Origin of the sequence: Marinobacter sp. KM021 (assembly GCF_050707965.1) — a bacterium.
In the GTDB taxonomy this organism is placed as follows: domain Bacteria; phylum Pseudomonadota; class Gammaproteobacteria; order Pseudomonadales; family Oleiphilaceae; genus Marinobacter; species Marinobacter shengliensis.
In genome coordinates this window covers 1,467,336-1,485,101 of sequence record NZ_CP136129.1, presented here as the reverse complement: position 1 = coordinate 1,485,101, position 17,766 = coordinate 1,467,336, and the positions used below count along the sequence as shown (strand labels likewise).

Sequence of the window (17,766 nt, the reverse complement as noted above, 5' to 3'; positions counted from 1 at the left end):
CAATAATCCAGTTTTCTGAGGTGTGCGGTGGGAGTCCAGCAGAAGAAAATCGCGGTTCATGATCTGGAGGTCGGCATGTTCGTGTCTGACCTGGATCGGCCGTGGCATCAGACCCCGTTCCCCATTCAGGGCTTCTATATCCGCTCCCAGAACGACATTCGGGCGCTGGTTTCCCACTGTAAGTGGGTGATGGTCGATGTGGCTGAGAGCCGGGATTCTGCCGCCCTGAGTAAAGAGACCGGAAAATCCTTCCGTAAGGCGTCCACCAGCCGTACCAACGGCCGGGAGGAGCTGCAACTGGCTCCGTTGAGTATTCGTGAGCCAGTCATCTACCAGACCGCCACCACGCTCAAGAGAGAAGTAAAGGTTTCCCGCCGCTTGCTGGCGGATGCTGAGAAAGCGCTTAAGGAGACATTCGCGACAGCTCAATCTGGCCAGATGCCGGATCTTCGGCCGGCTGCCGAGGTGGCCCGTAAAATGGTGGCAAGTGTTGCCCGCCAGCCGGATGCGTTGTTGTGGCTGAGCCGCACCCGTCAGTATGACGATTACATCTATCGCCATGCGATCAATACCGCCGTTTGGGCATTGGTCTGTGGTCGTCAGCTTGGTCTGAATGAGGGCCTGCTGAACCATCTTGGCACCGGTTGTTTGCTGTCTCAGGTGGGCAAGACCGAGCTGCCGAAAGACCTGCTGATGCGTGAGCATCAACTCGGGCCGGAGGAATACGCGGAGTATCGTAGCTACGTAACCCGGGGCGTGAAACTGCTTGAACACGCCGGCTTGTCACGTGCGGTGATGAGTGTGGTGCAGGGGCATCGGGAACGTCACAACGGTTCCGGTTTCCCGCAGGGGATCCGTGGAGACCGTATTCCGCTGCTGGCCAAGGTGGCTGGCATCGCTGAGTTTTTTGAATCGATGACGGCACCCCGTGATGATCAGCAGCCCTTGACCCCCGCTAAAGCGGTTTCCCTGCTGTACGACATGCGCAATATCGAATTCCAGGAGGACCTGGTTGAGGCCTTTATTCAGGCCATTGGTATCTACCCGACCGGTTCACTGGTGGAGCTGTCCGACGGCCAGCGGGGTGTGGTGGTTTCCCACTCGCCAGAGCGTCGTCTATGGCCCCGGGTGATGGTGATGCAAGGCCCGGATTGCCAGCCCCTGAAAACCGCCAGGATTATTGATCTGGCGAAATTCAACCAATCCCGTCCCGCCTCTGAAGCGGTGACTGTAAGGGACTGCCTGCCCCACGGAACAGAGGGATTGGACCCAGCCCTTTACGATGTTACCGGTGGCGAATTCCGGTGGTCGCTGAACAGTCTGATCAATCGATAACAACCCGCAATTGTTTGCGTACCCAGCGGTAGGTGTTGCCTGGTCTGAAGTTGATAAGCAGCTCCGATTCTCCGCCACTGGGCCCGGCCACAAAGTAGTCTACGTCTGCGTCTTGCCAGCTCCAGGAGTGGACAACGACATCCTGCTCCCGTTTGCTGATTGCCTCCAACTGAGCTAGTTCTGGCTCCCCACCGATCTTGCGGATTGCAACCGTCTTGATTTCGGTGTCGCTGGCGGCATGGTTGGCTTTATGGTCTGCCAGGTAATAGCGGCGCCCGATTTCCCGGGTGATGGCATTCAGCTCCCGGCGTAGATAGGTTCTGGCCCGTTCGTTGTCTGCATCTTCCAGGGTCCGTACGGCCTGGAGAATCCGGTTACGCAGGTTATCCAGGTCTTCCCGGTAGTCGGTATCCGGATCAATGTCGTCGTCGTTTTCCGGCCGTGGCGGTGCGTTGTTGATGTCGTCGTCTGTGGGTGGGGCGGAGCAAAGCTCGTCGTCCTCCGGGTAGAAGCAGATCTGCGCCAGTAGTTGATTGGCGGGTGAGTCTTCTGCGGTGAACTCCGCCTGGTTGACGTTAAAATTCAGGGCGTTGGGCAGGTCCGGGTTGTCCAGGGCGGCGTTTAACTGGTCGACGACTCTTGTGCGTATATCAATGCCTGAGCCTTCAGGTACATTCTCTGTCCAGTTCAGGGCCATCAGAAACCGCGTCATGTTCAGCAGGGTGATGTTGTTGAGCTGCTGTTGTTCGCTGATGGTGTGATCCCGAAGTTCCTCGTCATTCACGCCGGGGGTGTTGAGGGCGTCCCGGGTCTCTGGCAGAAATTCGAGAAAGGTTACGTATTCCCGTGCCGGAACGTCATAGACAATGGGCAGATTGCCAACGTTGAACGACAGGGTTTCGCCGGGATAGTAGCGGAAACGGCCCTGATCGTCCGTTGTACCGGTCTGGCTGGCGGTTTGGTAAACGAGACCACTAACCCCCAGGAAGTGCACACGCCCGGTACTGGTGTCGTCTGAGCCGGAACTGCCACCGCTGTCCAGGCAACCTGCCAGAACAAATGCAGCGGAAAAAGGTAAGAGCAGGCGGGTGAGGTGAACGAATCTCATAGTGTGTCGTACAATCCCTTCGCGTTGGCCTGGCGCATCCGGTGCCGGGTGTCAGGCTTTTTGTAAGTTGTTGTAACAGCATTATAGGGAGGGCGGCAGAGGTATATCGGGAAACCTGTCGCAGTTTCTGCGTTTGCCGGTGGTCTGCCTGGTTGTGCTCACCCCCCTTGATTTTCGTCAGATCGCCACAATCACCTAGCTCTCTACCTATTTGCCGGTTTCGGCACACGTTCCTCTCAGATAACGGTTTGGTTATGACCTACGCATTGGAAATTGAAGGGCTGGTCAAAAGCTACAGCAGTGGCTTTCAGGCGCTTAAGGGGATTGATCTTCAGGTACAGGAAGGCGATTTTTTCGCACTTCTGGGCCCGAATGGTGCTGGAAAATCCACCACCCTGGGCATTGTGTCTTCGTTGGTGAACAAATCCGGTGGGCGGGTGAAGGTGTTCGGCCATGACATCGATACCGAACTGTCCGCCGCGAAGCTGAACCTTGGAGTGGTGCCACAGGAGTTCAATTTCAACCAGTTTGAAAAGGTCTTCGACATAGTCACCACCCAGGCCGGTTACTACGGCATTCCACTCAAGCAGGCCAGGATCTCGGCGGAGAAGTACCTCCGGAAACTGGGCTTGTGGGACAAGCGCGACACCCCGTCGCGGATGCTGTCTGGCGGTATGAAGCGGCGGCTGATGATTGCCCGTGCGCTGGTGCATGAACCACGCCTGCTGATTCTCGATGAGCCCACCGCCGGCGTTGATATCGAACTGCGCCGTTCTATGTGGCAGTTCCTGGAAGAAATGAACCGCCAGGGCACCACGATCATTCTGACCACTCATTATCTTGAAGAAGCCGAGGCGCTTTGCCGCAATATTGCGATCATTGACCACGGGGAGATTATCCGGCACACCAGCAAGCGCGAGCTGCTTAAACAGCTGAGTGTGGAAACATTCGTGCTGGATCTCGAGCAGCCCGTTGATGCCGCCCCGGAGCTCGAAGGCTTTCATTGCGAACTCAACGACGACGGGGCACTGGAGGCCGAGGTGGCCAAAGGGCAGGGCCTGAACGCCCTCTTTGTTGAGCTGGAAAAGCAGGGCATCAAGGTAATCAGCATGCGCACCAAAGCCAACCGGCTGGAAGAGTTGTTCGTGCGCATGGTGGAAGATAACGCCCGTGAGACCAACCGGCAGGCGGAGGTGACGGCGTGACCTTGCATGCTTTGTGGACCGCGTTCTGTACCATTGTACTTCGGGAGATTCGCCGGTTTACCCGGATATGGCCCCAGACTCTGTTGCCGCCTGCGGTCACCATGACGCTGTATTTTATTATCTTCGGCAACCTGATCGGCTCGCGCATTGGTGAAATGGGCGGGTACGACTATATGCAGTTCATTGTGCCGGGGCTGATCATGATGGCGGTGATCACCAACTCCTACGCCAACGTGGTGTCATCGTTTTTTTCCATGAAGTTTCAGCGCAGCATTGAGGAGCTTCTGGTGTCGCCGGTTCCCAACTGGACTATCCTGGCCGGTTACGTGGCGGGCGGTATGGCCCGGGGGCTGAGTATTGGCCTGGTGGTTACCTTGCTGTCTCTTGCCTTCACCCGGCTATCGATTCACAGCCTGCCCATGGTGGTGGTGACGGTATTCCTGACATCGGCGTTGTTTTCCCTGGGTGGCTTTATCAATGCCATGCTGGCCACCAAGTTTGATGATATTTCCATTGTGCCCACGTTTGTGCTGACACCACTGACATACCTTGGTGGGGTGTTCTACAGCATCGATATGTTGCCGGGGTTCTGGCAGGGCGTGTCGATGGCCAACCCTATACTCTATATGGTGAATGGTTTCCGATTCGGCATACTGGGTGTCTCAGACGTTAATCCGTTTGTCTCCCTTGGTATGATTCTGGTTTTCATTGTCCTTTTGGCGACCATTGCACTGCGTATGCTTGCCCGGGGCAAGGGTATCCGCCACTGACAGGTTTCAGGAAAAACTATGGCTTTGCACAATGCGCCGCTGGGTAAGTCCAGCGACTATCCGGATCAGTACGATCCGACCCTGTTGTTCCCGGTTGCCCGTGAGGAAAACCGCCGCCGTATTGGGCTGGAGGATGGCCGCTGGCCATGGTTTGGTGAGGACCTCTGGCAGGCGTGGGAGATATCCTGGTTGCGCCCGGGCGGCGTGCCAGCAGTTGCCTGGGGGGAGATCCGTTTTCCGGCGGCGTCGCCGTCGATTATCGAAAGTAAATCCCTGAAGCTCTACCTGAATTCCCTGAACCAGGCGGTGTTCTCATCGGCGGATCAGGTTGCCGAGACCATTACCGCAGACTTGTCCAGTGCCTGTGGTGCCGCCGTGACTGTGCGGCTGTTCAGTGTCGACGAATCCGCGCCTGCGGAAGGTCGGCCGCAGGGCTATGAGCTGATTGATGACGAGCCGGTAGACGATGTGGTTTACGAATACTCGGCGGATTCACTCAGCGCTGATGAGGAAGTGGTCAGCGAGCAGCTGTGTTCCCACCTGCTGAAAAGCAATTGCCCGGTCACTGGTCAGCCTGACTGGGCCAGCGTGTTCGTTCGTTATACCGGCCCGAAGATAGACCGTGCGGGTTTGCTGCGTTACGTGGTCAGTTTCCGCCAGAAGCAGGATTTCCATGAGCACTGTGTGGAAACCGTGTTTACGGATTTGATGGCCCGGTGCCAGCCAACGGAATTGATGGTTTGTGCCCGGTACACGCGGCGTGGAGGGCTGGATATCAACCCGTGGCGCAGTACCCGTGCAGAGGGTGATGCCGGACCGAGGTTGGTCCGGCAGTAGTTAGTCGGCGTCGTCTTCCTGACGCAGCCGGTCGGCTGCGTCTTCCAGGGCGGCGAGTACGTCTCTGCGTTCCCTTTCGGTGATCTTGTCGGAGTCCAGGTACATGGCAAAGCCGCTGTGTTCATGCTCCAGGAAACTGCGGTTCGGGCCCATGTCCCGGCGGAAGTCCACCACTTCGTAAATGGGCACCGGCTTGCCGAAGCCCTTCACGGTGATCTCGCCTTTGTCCCGGCACATGATGCGATCTTTGATCAGAGAGAAGGTCTCGTAGGACACTAGAATCTCGCCAGGTTCTGCGAGGCTTTCCAGCCGGCTGGCCAGGTTCACCTCCTTGCCGATAATGGTGTAGTCCATCCGGTTTTCGGCGCCAAAGTTACCCACCGTGGTGTACCCGGTACTGATACCCATACGGATCTCAAGCGGGGTTTTGATGCCCTGGCTCCGCCATTTCTGGCGCATGATCTTCATATGCTTGCGCATGTCGATGGCCATCGACACACAGGCGAAAGCATCTTCTCGCTGGCCGCGGCTGGTCGGGTCGCCAAAGAAGATCATGATGGAATCGCCAACGAATTTATCGATGGTGCCGCCGTATCGGAGAGCGACTTCTGACATTTCATTGAAGTAGTGATTGAGCAGTTCGGTCAGGGCTTCGGGTTCCATTTCTTCAGACAGTTCGGTGAAGCCCTTGATGTCGGAGAAGAACACGGCCAGTTTCTTGCGCTGGGTTTCCAGCCGAACGTCACGCTCGCCGGTAAAAATGGATTGCCAGACCTGCGGGGACAGGTATTTGGATAGCTTGTGGGAGAGTGCGATGGACTGTTCGCGCTGGTTCTGGATCTGGGTTTTTGCCAGCAGTAGCGTGCGGGCCTGCTGGTGGGAATAGTAGGCGGTTACGCAAATATAGACGCCGGTAGAGGCCAGGGCCAGGATGCTGGTCAGCAGTGGCGATTGCAGGCTGTCGGCAACGCCAAAGGTAGCTGCAGACGCCGCAAGTGAGGCGATCATGAGTACGGTGCCGAACAGCCACTGGCGGATACCGCCCACAATCAGGCAACTGAACATCAGCATTAACAATATGGACACCGAGGGAATGGCAATCAGGCCGATAAGGCCGATGAAGGTGCCACCAATAACACAGTCCAGAAACAGCATCTTCTGCCGGATTCGTGGTGAGCGGCGAAGAAACGTACGCCTGGTCAGCAAATGGGCGATGTGCGGCCAGGTAAGTGCGCCGGCCACAAACCACAGCAACCATTGCTGAAACACGCCCTGGAGGATTCCGGCGACAATAATCGCTGCCGTTGCGGTGTAGGCGATGATTCGGCCGTTATAATCCGGCATGGGCGGAATGGCCACGGTGTGGTCGTGGATGTCCGCGGAAGCGAGTTTACCCGCGCTGCTGGCGACATTGCGCAAATCGGCCTGTGCGCTCATCATGTCAGAACCGAGTCTTCCCGGTGGCAGGAATACAGGGCCCTGCAGTTGCGAAAAGCTTGTTGGTCACTCATTGTATGCCGCCGAACACGTTATCGTTGTTGGTGGTTATTTTTCTATGTGTAGTTACTACTAAAGGTTAACAGTATTACGTATAACCCACAATTCGCTGAGGCATCTTTGCCCTTAGGGCAACAGATACAGCCATCTTGACTGTGAGCCAGTATGACGTCTGTAACCCGATTTTTACTCGAAAGAGCATCCGAACCCCGATTAGAAGACCCGGCACCGCCGCGGAGTATAGTTGATGTGGCCCTTCAGTGTGCCGCCAGGGCACCGGACCATGCCTTACTGAGGCCATGGCGCTATCTTGTGGTGGAAGGGGATGCCCGGCAGGCCCTGGGAGACCTGTTCGCCAAGGCATGTCCTGATAGCGCCAGTGAGCAGGAAATCGAGAAAGCCCGGCGGGCGCCGCTGCGGGCACCGATGGTGATCGTAGGAATCGCAACGCCCAAATCCCACCCGAAAGTGCCGGAGGTCGAACAGCTTATGTCTGCCGCATCGGGCATGAGCTTTCTCGGCCTTGCCCTGCAGGATGCTGGTTTTGGCGTGATGTGGCGTACCGGGGGTGTGGCCTACCATCCCGATGTGCTTGAAGGGTTGGGTTTAGAGCCCGGGGAAACGGTCGTCGGCTTCCTGTATACCGGTACGGTGTCGGTTGAGAAACCTTCAGTGCCACGCCCGGCTACCGGGGATTTTGTAAAGGTCTGGCGTGGGCCCGGGCGCCAGGAAAGTTGGTGAGCTTCCCGCTGATGTTTTGATAGCGGCAATCCGTTTAACCGCCAAGGGAAATGGTTTGCCGCCTTTGCTCTGAACCCTTCTCCGTTGCCGCTCAAAATCTGATCGCATCCCTCCAGAAGCCCTGGCGCCCAAGCACTCTCGAAAACTGGCACCACCTTTGCTTTGACTCTTCCAGAACGCAAATCCGGCAAGCCGCCGTTCAAGCGGTGCCGGTGCAGAATTCCGGAGGCAGTCATGGCAATTACATTTGATAAGGCATTGGGTATTCACGAGCACGCACTTCAGGCCCGGGTGCAGCGTGCGGAAGTACTCGCCAACAACCTGGCCAATGCCGATACCCCGGGCTACAAGGCACGGGATATCGATTTCAGGGCGATGATGCAGAAAGCCCAGGAGTCGGTCAGTGGTCTGCAAATGGCGACCACTCACCAAGGCCACATGGACACCTCCAGCCCCGGCAGTGACGGCGAGTTGCTTTACCGCAATCCGCACCAGCCGTCTGTCGATGGTAATACCGTGGATGCCCAGGAAGAGCAGAGCCGCTTCATGCGCAATGCCATGGACTATCAGGCCAGCTTCCAGTTTCTGAGCAGCAAGTTTTCCGGATTGACCAAAGCCCTGAAGGGTGAGTAAGCCGCAGTCATTTACGATTTGAGGAGATTGCCATGTCACTGGGCAACATTTTTGACATCGCCGGTTCCGGCATGACCGCACAATCCCTGCGGCTGAATACCACGGCTTCCAACATTGCGAACGCCGAGACTGCCAGTTCCAGCACCGAGAATGCTTACAGGGCACGCAAACCAGTCTTCGCCGCCATTCAGCAGGCCATGCTGAACCCGGATCAACAGCAGGGCTTCGGCACCAGCCTGGACGACGGCCCCGGTGCCGGTGTACGGGTTGAGGGAATCCTGGAGAGCGATGCAGAGTTGCAGATGCGCTACGAGCCCAACCATCCCGCTGCCAATGAAGACGGTTACGTGTTCTACCCGAATGTGAATGTGGTTGAGGAAATGGCAGACATGATGTCTTCCTCCCGCAGCTTCCAGATGAATGTGGACGTCATGAACACTGCCAAGTCCATGATGCAACGAATCCTGACGCTGGGTCAGCAGTAAATAGTGAGGAGTGAGTCATGAGTGCAGTGAATTCCGCATCGGCCTCAGACGTACTGAGCCAGTATCAGATCAAGCAGGACGACAAAGCCCGTGGCGGCAGCGAGCTTGGCAAAGATGCTTTCATGGAGCTGATGCTTGCCCAGTTGAAGAACCAGAACCCGCTTGACCCTCAGGACAACGGTGATTTCATCGCTCAGCTGGCGCAGTTCAGCTCTCTGGAAGAAATGCAGAACCTGTCGAGTACCGTTGAGGATGTGGCCGGACAGTTCCGTTCCAGCCAGGCGCTGCAGGCGTCTGCAATGGTTGGCAAGACCGTTCTTGCGCCTTCCAATGTGGGAATTTTGGGTAATGATGGCGAGATTACCGGAACCATCGAAGTGCCAGCATCTACCGGTGGGCTGCGCTTGTCGGTAATGAACCAGAGTGGTGAGCTGGTTCGCCAGATTGATATGGGCAGCAGCCAGGCCGGTGTGGTGTCGTTCCGCTGGGACGGCGAGGACGGCAACGGCAATCCTTTGCCGCCTGGGCCGTACCAGATTGTCGCGCAGGGCTCTTATCCATCCGGCCCAGAGCAACTGGGCACCATGGTTAGCGCCAATGTGGACAGTGTGTCCCTGGGTAAGGGTGGTTTGATCACTCTCAATCTTGCCGGTATGGGCTCCATTGCCCTGTCCGACGTCAAACAAATTAACTGATCCGGTGTCAGACCAGGAGGTATAAGTCATGGCATTTAACACAGGTTTGAGCGGCCTTCGGGCAGCTTCGGTCGATCTGGATGTCACCGGCAACAACATTGCCAACGCCAGCACGGTGGGCTTCAAAGGCAGCAAGGTACAGTTCGGTGATTTGTACGCCAGCGGCTTTCTGAGTGGCGGCACTAACCCGATCGGTGATGGTGTGCGCGTTCAGGACGTCAAGCAGTCCTTTGGCCAGGGCAACATCAGCTTTACCGATAATGGCCTGGACATGGCCATCAGTGGTGATGGTTTCTTTATCCTGAATAACAATGGCGAGATTCGCTACTCTCGGGCTGGCCAGTTTGGAATCGATGAAGACGGTTTTGTGACCAACAACCAGAACATGCGGGTTCAGGGCTACACCGCTGATAACGACGGCAACCTGTCTGGTATTCGGGGTGATCTTCAGATTGAAACCGACAACCTGGCGCCGCGCCGCACCACCAATCTGCGATCCGATCTGAACCTGGATTCCCGGCAATCTGTGCTGGAGAGCCGAGTGGTGGATTTCCAGGCGGTGTCTATGGGGGATATCACCGTAGATGATGTGTTCCGTGTTGCCTACTCGGATGGTACCAACTCGCCAGACATCACTATTCCCGCTGGCACCTCCGCACGGGATGCGGCGGGCATCATCAACCAGCAGCGTGGTCTGTCTGCCTCTGCCACCACGGCGGTCAGCCTGGGCCAGGAATTCTCGATCACTGATCTGGAAAATGCATTAGCCGCGGGTGATACCGAATTCCGGATAGAGCTGGATGGCCAGAATGTGCCTATCTCGCTCAGCGGGGTCAGTTCATTGCAGGGGCTGGTGGACTCCATCAACGCGTCGAGCGCCACGAGCCTGTCTGCCTCCCTGGTTGATGGTGGAAGCGACATCCGGATTATTGATAACCGAGGCTCTGATGTGGGTATCAGTTTTGCCAGCACCGATGCGGGGGTCAACCAGCCTCTTGAGGTGTTCCAGGGTGATGTGAACATTCAGTCTGATCGCACGGTTCAGGACATTCTTCCGGCTGGTGCGAGCAGCGAGATTGCCGATGCCTTTGCAGGTGGCGACCTGCGGATTACCAATTCCTTCAATCCCCTGGATCAGAGAACCTACAACCATGCTACCTCAACCACCATTTTTGACAGCCTGGGTAATTCCCACGAACTGACCCAGTTCTTCGTCAAGAATCCTTCGCCGGGTAACGGCGTGGGTGTCAGTGAATGGTCGGTCTACCTTCAGATTGATGGTGAGCTCGTGGCCGGTACAGATACTTCTCCGTACACTGCGCGCTTCAACGAAGACGGCACCTTGCAGTCCATCAACGGTGACCCGAACGGTGAGATTGTGGTTACCGACTGGGTTCCGAAGGACCCGAACGGAGAGCCGAATGGTGCAGACGGCCCACCATTGGCCGGCGAGGAAGTGGTTACTCCCATTCCGGAGCCGCCAACGACGTCCGCCTTTGTCGTAGATCTTGGGAACACCACCCAATATGGCGCTGCGTTTGGTGTCAACGACCAGCGCCAGAACGGCTACAGCACCGGCCGTTTGTCTGGCCTGGACGTGTCTGATCAGGGTGTGATCTTTGCACGATATACCAACGGGCAATCCAAATCCCTAGGGCAGGTAGCATTGGCCTCATTCAACAACACCAACGGGCTGTCGCCGGTGGGTGAGACTACCTGGGTGGAAACCTTTGAATCCGGCCAGCCGATTATCGGCGCGCCGGATACCGGTACCCTGGGTTCCATTAAGGCAAGCTCGGTGGAAGAGTCCAATGTGGACCTCTCCGCAGAGCTGGTGAACCTGATCATTGCCCAGCGCAATTACCAGGCTAACGCCAAGACCATTGAAACCTCCGATGCGGTCACCCAGACCATCATCAACCTCCGGTAACGCCCTTCCGTAAACATGGCATGACTCCTGCAGGATGACTGGAAACAGTCAAAATTCCGGCAGGAGTTTGCCCATGGACAAAGCCCTTTATATTGGAATGTCTGGCGCCAAGCAGAACATGCTGGCCCAGCGTGCCCATGCCAATAACCTGGCAAACGTGAACACCACCGGTTTCAAAAAGGATTTTGCCCAGGCCCGCAGTATGCCTGTCTTTGGTGAACACCACCCCACCCGCGCCTACGCCATGACCGAGCGCCCCGGCACCGATCTCTCTGCCGGCGCCCTGATGGACACCGGTCGCAAGCTGGACGTTGCCGTAGAGGGCGATGGCTGGCTGGCAGTGCAGAACGATCTGGGTGAAGAGGTGTTTACCCGCAGCGGCAGCCTCCAGGTGGATGTAAACGGCCTGGTTCGCCTCGCCAGCGGTGAGCTGGTGCTGGGCAATGGTGGCCCCGTGGCCCTGCCGCCCTTTGACAACCTGCAGGTAGGGGCAGACGGCACCATCTCTATTGTGCCCGTGGGTGGCCCGCCGGATCAGCTGGTGGAAGTGGACCGCCTGAAACTGGTGAACCCGCCCGGCAATGCCCTCGAGAAGGGGCTGGATGGATTCATCCGCCGTAAGCCGGATCAGGCCCTGGATGGCCCGGAGCCGCCGGATGCCGCTATGCGCGTCGCCACTGGTTTTCTGGAAAGTTCGAACGTTAATGCTGTGGAAGAAATGATTGCCAACCTGCAGTTATCCCGTCAGTACGAGATGCAGGTGAAGGTCATGTCGACTGCTAACGAGAATTCCGAGGCTGCGGCACGACTGTTGCAGAACCTTTGATAACACTGAGATCAGATCATCCACTGGCCACAAGCGGCAAAGAATCGCCGCTGCAGCCGGCGGGTAAGGAGTAGAGCAATGCATCCAGCACTTTGGGTCAGCAAAACCGGGTTGAGCGCACAGGACACCAACATGTCCACCATCTCAAACAACCTGGCAAACGTGAACACCACCGGCTTCAAGCGTGACCGGGCGGTATTCCAGGATCTCCTGTACCAGATCAACCGGCAGCCGGGTGGTCTGAGCACTGAGAACACCGAGCTTCCGTCTGGCCTGCAACTGGGTACCGGGGTGAGGGTGGTTGGCACTGCCAAGCAGTTCAGCCAGGGCAACCTGCAGATTACCGATCAGCCGCTGGACCTGGCCGTGAATGGCCGTGGCTTCTTCCAGATTGAGCTGCCGGATGGCCAGATTGCTTACACCCGGGATGGTCAGTTCCAATTGAACGCTGATGGCGATGTGGTCACGCCGGATGGCTACCCGCTGGAACCCAATATCAACGTGCCGGAAGATGCCACCAATATCACGATTGGTAAGGATGGCACCGTCACTGTGGTAACCGATGACCAGGCGGCGCCAATCAACCTTGGCCAGATCACCCTGGTGGACTTCATCAACCCCCAGGGCTTGCAGGCCATCGGCAACAACCTGTTCAAGGAAACCAACGCCAGTGGCGACCCGGCAGAGGGTGAGCCTGGCCTGGCCGGTCTGGGAAATATCGAGCAGGGCACCATTGAGTCATCCAACGTCGAAGTGGTGGAAGAACTGGTCAATATGATCACCACCCAGCGGGCCTATGAGATGAACTCCAAGGTGGTCTCCACCACCGATCAGATGCTCCAGTTCATTACCAATAACATCGGGTAAGTTATGAACATCATTCATCACACCTTCAAGAAAGAGCGGTTCGCCACCCTGGCACTGGTGGGTGTGCTGATTGTTCTGCAAGGCTGCACTGCCATGAGCCGGCCTCGGGCCATGCCGGATGATCCGGCATTTGCACCGGTACGCGCTCAGGCCATGATGCAGCGGGATCCAGATTCCGGGGCAATCTACCAGCCGGCCCGTAACTACAACCTGTACGGCGATACCAAGGCCCTGAACATCGGTGATGTGTTGACTGTGACCCTGCAGGAATCAACCCGTGCCAGCAAGAGCGCCGAAACCAGTATCACCAAAGACCAGGAGCTGAACATTCCGGAGCCGAGCATCTTTGGTAAGGCCAACATTGGCCTGAATGCCAGGGCGAACTTTGAGCGGGACTTCAACGGTTCTGCAGAGGCGGACCAGAGCAACAGCCTGGCCGGCAGCATCACCGTCACCGTCACGGAAGTTCTGCCCAACGGTGTCCTGCGCGTTCGTGGTGAAAAGTGGCTGTCGCTGACCAACGGCGACGAGTACATACGCCTGACCGGTATGGTGCGGCCGCAGGATATCAAGCCGGATAATACCGTGGCCTCCAACCGGGTAGCGGATGCCCGCTTTGCCTATGGCGGCACCGGTGACTTTGACCAGGCCAACCAGATGGGCTGGCTGGCGCGGTTCTTTAACAGTGAGTGGTGGCCGCTATGATGCGCCGAATGATTGCTGTGTTCGCGTTGCTGGCGGTGTGTGCCTCGCCGGTGATGGCTGACCGCCTGAAAGATCTGGCGAAGGTCAAAGGTGTTCGTAACAACCAGTTGATCGGTTACGGCCTGGTGGTGGGCCTGGATGGTACCGGCGATAAAGCGCCGTTCACCAACCAGACCTTCCGCAACATGATGAATCAGTTCGGCATTACGCTGCCGGATGGCGTTAACCCGAACCTGCAAAATGTCGCCGCGGTCACCGTGAGTGCCACACTGCCTCCATTCGCCAAGTCCGGCCAGGAGCTGGATATTACGGTATCTTCCATTGGTAACGCAGACAGCCTGCGAGGCGGCACACTTCTGATGACACCGCTCAAAGGCGCTGATGGCCAAGTCTATGCCATGGCCCAGGGCAGTCTTGTGGTAGGCGGTTTCGGCGCCCAGGGGCAGGACGGTTCCCGGATTACCGTGAACGTGCCCAGTGTTGGCCGGATTCCCAACGGTGCCACCATCGAGCGGGAAGTCGAGTCTCCGTTTACCCGGGGTGACACCATCACCTTCAACCTGATGCGGGCCGACTTCACCACCGCTCGGCGGGTAGTGGAAGCCATTAACGATACGCTGGGGCCGGATATGGCCTATGCCCACGATGCGACAGCCATTTCCGTGCGGGCTCCCCGCGACCCCTCCCAGCGGGTCAGCTTCCTGTCGATTCTTGAGAACATCGAAGTGGAGCCGGCTGAAGAAGCCGCCAGGGTGGTGATCAACAGCCGCACCGGCACAATAGTGGTTGGCCAGAACGTGCGGGTCAGCCCGGCGGCCGTCACCCACGGCAACCTGACGGTGACCATTCAGGAAAACCCGGAGGTGGTGCAGCCCAATCCGTTTGCCCAGGGTGACACTGCATTGCAGCAAAACACCCAGATTGCGGTGACGGAAGACCCAGCCAGAATGTTTCAGTTTGGCCCTGCAACCACTCTTAACGAAATTGTCCAGGCCGTTAACCAGGTGGGGGCAGCACCCGGGGATGTTATGGCGGTGCTTGAAGCCCTGAAAACAGCGGGCGCTCTGCGTGCCGAGCTGATCGTGATCTAGGTGTAGCCATGCAGGACTATCGCGTAAAACAGGCCGAGATCTACACCGACTTCAGTGGGCTGAATGCTCTTAAGAGCCAGGCAAGATCGGATAAACAGGCAGCCCTGGAGCAGGTGGCGCGCCAGTTCGAAAGCCTGTTCCTGGCGGAAATGCTGAAATCCATGCGTAAGGCCGGTGAAGCGTTTGCCGAGGGCAACTATCTCAACAGCAACGAATCCGAGTTCTACCGGGACATGTTCGACAGCCAGGTCAGTTTGAGCATGTCTGGCGGCAGTGGAACAGGTCTTGCGGAGGCGCTGGTCAGGCAGCTGAGCCGCGATGTACCCGGCATGGCCAGTAATGGCGAGCGGCTGGCGGGGCACAAGGCCACCCTGGCGGACTATGATCGCAGTGTGCCGGCGATATCCCGCAACTTGCCGGAGCAGCTGAAGGCCATCGATGAAATGACTCAGGCGGCCGAACAGAAGCAGCCCGAGCAAACCGCGACGGCGGTAGAGTTACCATTGACCTTTGAATCGCCGGAGCACTTCGTGGCCGAGTTGATGCCATTTGCAGAGCGCATCGGTAAAGAAAGCGGCATCGACCCCAGGTTGATGGTGGCCCAGGCGGCACTGGAAACCGGATGGGGGCGCCACATGATCAAAGGGGATGGCGACCAGCCCAGTTTCAACCTGTTCGGTATCAAGGCCGATACCCGCTGGGGTGGTGACGCCGTGACCATTACCACCACCGAGTTTCGTGGGGGAGTACCCATGAAGGAGCGCGCGGATTTCCGGGCCTACCCGGATTACGAGGCGAGCTTCAGGGATTACGTGGATTTCCTTCACAGCAACCCGCGGTACCGGGATGTGCTGTCCTCAGCCGACCAGCCTGAAGTCTTTGCAGACAAACTTCAGGAAGCCGGTTATGCAACTGATCCGGAGTATGGTTCCAAGATTCGCCGGATTATGAACAGGGATTCTCTGATGACGCTGTCCATGAACAGCGACGTGCCGAGGGAGTAAAGCATCATGGCAGGGTTGATCGGAATCGGTTTGACCGGGGTGCTCAGTCATCAGACAGCGCTGAACACCACCGCCAATAACATCACCAATGCAAACACACCCGGTTACAGCCGGCAGGAAGTGCAATTCGATACCCAGGAAGGGCGGCGTACTGGTGCCGGTACCATTGGCAGTGGGGTGTCCATTTCAAACATTCGCCGGCTGGCGGATGAGTACCTGACCCAGCAGTTGCGGGAAGACAGCACGCTGTTCGGGGAGCAGAACGCCCTGAACGCTGAGCTGACCCGGCTGGATAACCTTTTGGGGGGCGAAAGCACGGGGTTAAATAACGCCCTGAACAATTTCTTCGCGGCCCTGCAGAATGCGGCGGAAGACCCGGCCTCACTGCCTCAACGCCAGCTGGTGCTTAGTGAGGCCCAGCAGGTGGTTAACCGCTTCCAGGCGCTCAACCAGGAGTTTATACAGCAACGGGAATCGGTCAAAACCCAGATGCAGCAGGGTGTGAAAGACGCCAATTCCCTGCTCAAGAGCATCGCCGATCTGAACCTGGCTATTTCTGAGTCTCCGGGCCTGGCCCAGGGCAAGATGCCCCTGGAGCTGATGGACCAGCGTGATCAGAAGCTCAAGGAGTTGTCGGAACTGGTGGGCATTCGGGTTACCCAGACAGAGGGTAGCCAGGTGAATGTGTCACTGGCTAATGGCTTGTCGCTGGTAACCGGCGCCAATGCCTCCGAGTTTGCCACCCGGACCAGTGCAGAAGACCCCACCCGCCTGGAGTTCACCCTGACCACCAGTGGCCGCACCCTGCAGGTGGATGAGCAGATCAATGGCGGCAAACTCGGCGGCCTGCGCCGGTTTGACCAGGAGGCCCTGAAACCCGCGTTCGATGAGTTGGGGCGGTTGGCCGTTGCAATTTCAGCGTCCATCAACCATCAGCATGAAATCGGGATGGATCTCGAGGGTGATCTGGGCGGTAACTTCTTTACGGATGTTAACGACATCGGGCTTCAGCGCAGCCGGGTTGTGCCCAACGCTAACAATGCAGATCCCAAAAATGGCCAGCTGGCGGTTGAGATTACCGATAGCAGCCTGTTACCAGCGGGCACCTGGACATTGCAGTTCAGTGGCGACGGCCGCAACTTCGAGCTGATTGATTCCGCCACTGGCAAAACCGTCAACCAGGGCCGACTGCCAGACCCGGTACAGTCCGAGATTTCCATGCCCGGTTTCAATATCCGGGTGGAAGGAGGGCAGTTCAACGCCGGTGACAAGTACCTCATTCAGCCGAGCCGAAATGCCGCTGAGAATATAAATCTGAATGTTCTGCGGGAAGAAGACCTTGCATTCGCAAGCCCGATCCGTGCCAACGCGGATGATGCCAACCTGGGTACGGCGAAGATCAATCAGGGCAACATGCTGAACGTTCGCAACCCGAACACCAATGCCCTGTTGCCGGGGTTTGAAACCCGGGGCGAGCTGGCGAACGGGCCATTGGAGATACGATTCAGCAATGATGGCACCGACGTTACCTACACCATATTTGATGGTAATGGTGACCCGTTGAATCCTGCGAACCTGGCCTATGATCCGCAGCGGATCAACACCATTTTCAGTAACGATCCGACCGCCGGCGACCTCTACCAGGGCTACCAGTTCGAAATGACCGGCGAGCCGGCCGACGGTGATGTGTTCACCATTGGCTATAACAGCAACGGCATCTCCGACAACCGAAATGCTGAGCTGCTGGCTGCCTTGGGTACCGCCAATACGTTGAACGGTGGCCGGCAAAGCTTCACCGAGGGCTATGCGGGCCTGGTCGAGGATATCGGCGTCAAAACACGCCAGAGCCAGCTTGATAAAGAGGCTGGTAAAACGTTATTGGAGCAATCCAATAACCAACGTGAATCGATCTCCGGCGTGAACCTGGATGAGGAAGCCGGCAAGCTGATTCAGTATCAGGCGGCCTATAACGCGTCGGCACAGGTTATGTCTGTAGCGCAGGATCTGTTCAACACCTTGTTGCAGAGCTTCCGGTAA

The 17,766-nt window shown here is 57.4% G+C and carries 17 protein-coding genes; 15 read left to right on the top strand and 2 right to left on the bottom strand.

Features of this window, described 5'->3' with window-relative positions; translation table 11 throughout:
• The first annotated feature begins 27 nt into the window (after positions 1–27).
• Entirely contained in the window at positions 28–1,335 is a 1,308-nt protein-coding gene (locus tag RVM24_RS06970; protein WP_106695902.1) for an HD-GYP domain-containing protein, read from the top strand.
• Here the strand turns inward: RVM24_RS06970 and RVM24_RS06965 are convergent.
• Positions 1,325–2,443, bottom strand: a complete 1,119-nt coding sequence (locus RVM24_RS06965; protein ID WP_431475157.1) for an organic solvent ABC transporter permease — start codon at positions 2,441–2,443, stop codon at positions 1,325–1,327. The genes RVM24_RS06970 and RVM24_RS06965 overlap by 11 nt on opposite strands.
• A 254-nt stretch (positions 2,444–2,697) precedes the next feature.
• Between RVM24_RS06965 and RVM24_RS06960 the strand changes: the two genes are divergently transcribed.
• The 3 genes from RVM24_RS06960 to queF are packed head-to-tail and all read left to right on the top strand — an operon-like array spanning position 2,698 to position 5,255.
• Entirely contained in the window at positions 2,698–3,648 is a 951-nt protein-coding gene (locus RVM24_RS06960; RefSeq protein WP_061332121.1) for an ABC transporter ATP-binding protein, read from the top strand.
• Entirely contained in the window at positions 3,645–4,418 is a 774-nt protein-coding gene (locus RVM24_RS06955; protein WP_431475156.1) for an ABC transporter permease, read from the top strand. The genes RVM24_RS06960 and RVM24_RS06955 overlap by 4 nt, the downstream gene beginning before the upstream one ends.
• An 18-nt stretch (positions 4,419–4,436) precedes the next feature.
• The gene (gene queF, locus RVM24_RS06950; protein WP_431475155.1) at positions 4,437–5,255 is read left to right on the top strand and encodes an NADPH-dependent 7-cyano-7-deazaguanine reductase QueF; all 819 of its coding nucleotides are present in this window, start codon (positions 4,437–4,439) and stop codon (positions 5,253–5,255) included.
• On the opposite strand, the gene RVM24_RS06945 is transcribed toward queF, so the two are convergent.
• The gene (locus tag RVM24_RS06945) at positions 5,256–6,695 is read right to left on the bottom strand and encodes an adenylate/guanylate cyclase domain-containing protein (protein WP_431475154.1); all 1,440 of its coding nucleotides are present in this window, start codon (positions 6,693–6,695) and stop codon (positions 5,256–5,258) included.
• Between the two features lie 222 nt (positions 6,696–6,917).
• Between RVM24_RS06945 and RVM24_RS06940 the strand changes: the two genes are divergently transcribed.
• From RVM24_RS06940 to flgK, 11 genes are all read left to right on the top strand, one after another.
• On the top strand, positions 6,918–7,493 hold the full coding sequence (locus tag RVM24_RS06940; RefSeq protein WP_058091112.1) for a nitroreductase family protein: 576 nt from the start codon (positions 6,918–6,920) through the stop codon (positions 7,491–7,493).
• Between the two features lie 234 nt (positions 7,494–7,727).
• Positions 7,728–8,126, top strand: a complete 399-nt coding sequence (flgB, locus tag RVM24_RS06935; RefSeq protein WP_058091111.1) for a flagellar basal body rod protein FlgB — start codon at positions 7,728–7,730, stop codon at positions 8,124–8,126.
• Between the two features lie 32 nt (positions 8,127–8,158).
• Positions 8,159–8,611 (top strand): flagellar basal body rod protein FlgC, encoded by a 453-nt coding sequence (flgC, locus tag RVM24_RS06930; RefSeq protein WP_058091110.1) that lies wholly within the window; start codon positions 8,159–8,161, stop codon positions 8,609–8,611.
• A 17-nt stretch (positions 8,612–8,628) separates the two neighbouring features.
• Complete coding sequence (locus RVM24_RS06925; protein ID WP_431475153.1) at positions 8,629–9,306, top strand: flagellar hook assembly protein FlgD; 678 nt, start codon at positions 8,629–8,631, stop codon at positions 9,304–9,306.
• Positions 9,307–9,334: 28 nt separating this feature from the next.
• Positions 9,335–11,236 carry a flagellar hook protein FlgE gene (locus RVM24_RS06920; protein ID WP_431475152.1) on the top strand — a complete coding sequence of 634 codons (1,902 nt, stop codon included), beginning with the start codon at positions 9,335–9,337 and terminating at the stop codon, positions 11,234–11,236.
• Between the two features lie 73 nt (positions 11,237–11,309).
• Positions 11,310–12,062, top strand: coding sequence for a flagellar basal body rod protein FlgF (locus tag RVM24_RS06915; RefSeq protein ID WP_058091107.1), 753 nt, complete (start codon positions 11,310–11,312; stop codon positions 12,060–12,062).
• Positions 12,063–12,140: 78 nt separating this feature from the next.
• Positions 12,141–12,929 carry a flagellar basal-body rod protein FlgG gene (gene flgG / locus RVM24_RS06910; RefSeq protein ID WP_058091106.1) on the top strand — a complete coding sequence of 263 codons (789 nt, stop codon included), beginning with the start codon at positions 12,141–12,143 and terminating at the stop codon, positions 12,927–12,929.
• Positions 12,930–12,932: 3 nt separating this feature from the next.
• Entirely contained in the window at positions 12,933–13,634 is a 702-nt protein-coding gene (flgH, locus tag RVM24_RS06905; protein WP_431475151.1) for a flagellar basal body L-ring protein FlgH, read from the top strand.
• Entirely contained in the window at positions 13,631–14,725 is a 1,095-nt protein-coding gene (locus tag RVM24_RS06900) for a flagellar basal body P-ring protein FlgI (RefSeq protein WP_106695899.1), read from the top strand. The genes flgH and RVM24_RS06900 overlap by 4 nt, the downstream gene beginning before the upstream one ends.
• 8 nt (positions 14,726–14,733) lie before the next feature.
• The gene (gene flgJ / locus RVM24_RS06895; RefSeq protein ID WP_374814238.1) at positions 14,734–15,729 is read left to right on the top strand and encodes a flagellar assembly peptidoglycan hydrolase FlgJ; all 996 of its coding nucleotides are present in this window, start codon (positions 14,734–14,736) and stop codon (positions 15,727–15,729) included.
• Between the two features lie 6 nt (positions 15,730–15,735).
• Positions 15,736–17,766, top strand: coding sequence for a flagellar hook-associated protein FlgK (gene flgK / locus RVM24_RS06890; protein ID WP_374814237.1), 2,031 nt, complete (start codon positions 15,736–15,738; stop codon positions 17,764–17,766).

Coding starts and splice junctions, on each gene's coding strand:
- RVM24_RS06965 (WP_431475157.1), bottom strand. CDS start 2,443: ATGAGATTCGTTCACCTCACCCGCCTGCTCTTACCTTTTTCCGCTGCA.
- RVM24_RS06960 (WP_061332121.1), top strand. CDS start 2,698: ATGACCTACGCATTGGAAATTGAAGGGCTGGTCAAAAGCTACAGCAGT.
- queF (WP_431475155.1), top strand. CDS start 4,437: ATGGCTTTGCACAATGCGCCGCTGGGTAAGTCCAGCGACTATCCGGAT.
- RVM24_RS06945 (WP_431475154.1), bottom strand. CDS start 6,695: ATGATGAGCGCACAGGCCGATTTGCGCAATGTCGCCAGCAGCGCGGGT.
- RVM24_RS06940 (WP_058091112.1), top strand. CDS start 6,918: ATGACGTCTGTAACCCGATTTTTACTCGAAAGAGCATCCGAACCCCGA.
- flgB (WP_058091111.1), top strand. CDS start 7,728: ATGGCAATTACATTTGATAAGGCATTGGGTATTCACGAGCACGCACTT.
- flgC (WP_058091110.1), top strand. CDS start 8,159: ATGTCACTGGGCAACATTTTTGACATCGCCGGTTCCGGCATGACCGCA.
- RVM24_RS06925 (WP_431475153.1), top strand. CDS start 8,629: ATGAGTGCAGTGAATTCCGCATCGGCCTCAGACGTACTGAGCCAGTAT.
- RVM24_RS06920 (WP_431475152.1), top strand. CDS start 9,335: ATGGCATTTAACACAGGTTTGAGCGGCCTTCGGGCAGCTTCGGTCGAT.
- RVM24_RS06915 (WP_058091107.1), top strand. CDS start 11,310: ATGGACAAAGCCCTTTATATTGGAATGTCTGGCGCCAAGCAGAACATG.
- flgG (WP_058091106.1), top strand. CDS start 12,141: ATGCATCCAGCACTTTGGGTCAGCAAAACCGGGTTGAGCGCACAGGAC.
- flgH (WP_431475151.1), top strand. CDS start 12,933: ATGAACATCATTCATCACACCTTCAAGAAAGAGCGGTTCGCCACCCTG.
- RVM24_RS06900 (WP_106695899.1), top strand. CDS start 13,631: ATGATGCGCCGAATGATTGCTGTGTTCGCGTTGCTGGCGGTGTGTGCC.
- flgJ (WP_374814238.1), top strand. CDS start 14,734: ATGCAGGACTATCGCGTAAAACAGGCCGAGATCTACACCGACTTCAGT.
- flgK (WP_374814237.1), top strand. CDS start 15,736: ATGGCAGGGTTGATCGGAATCGGTTTGACCGGGGTGCTCAGTCATCAG.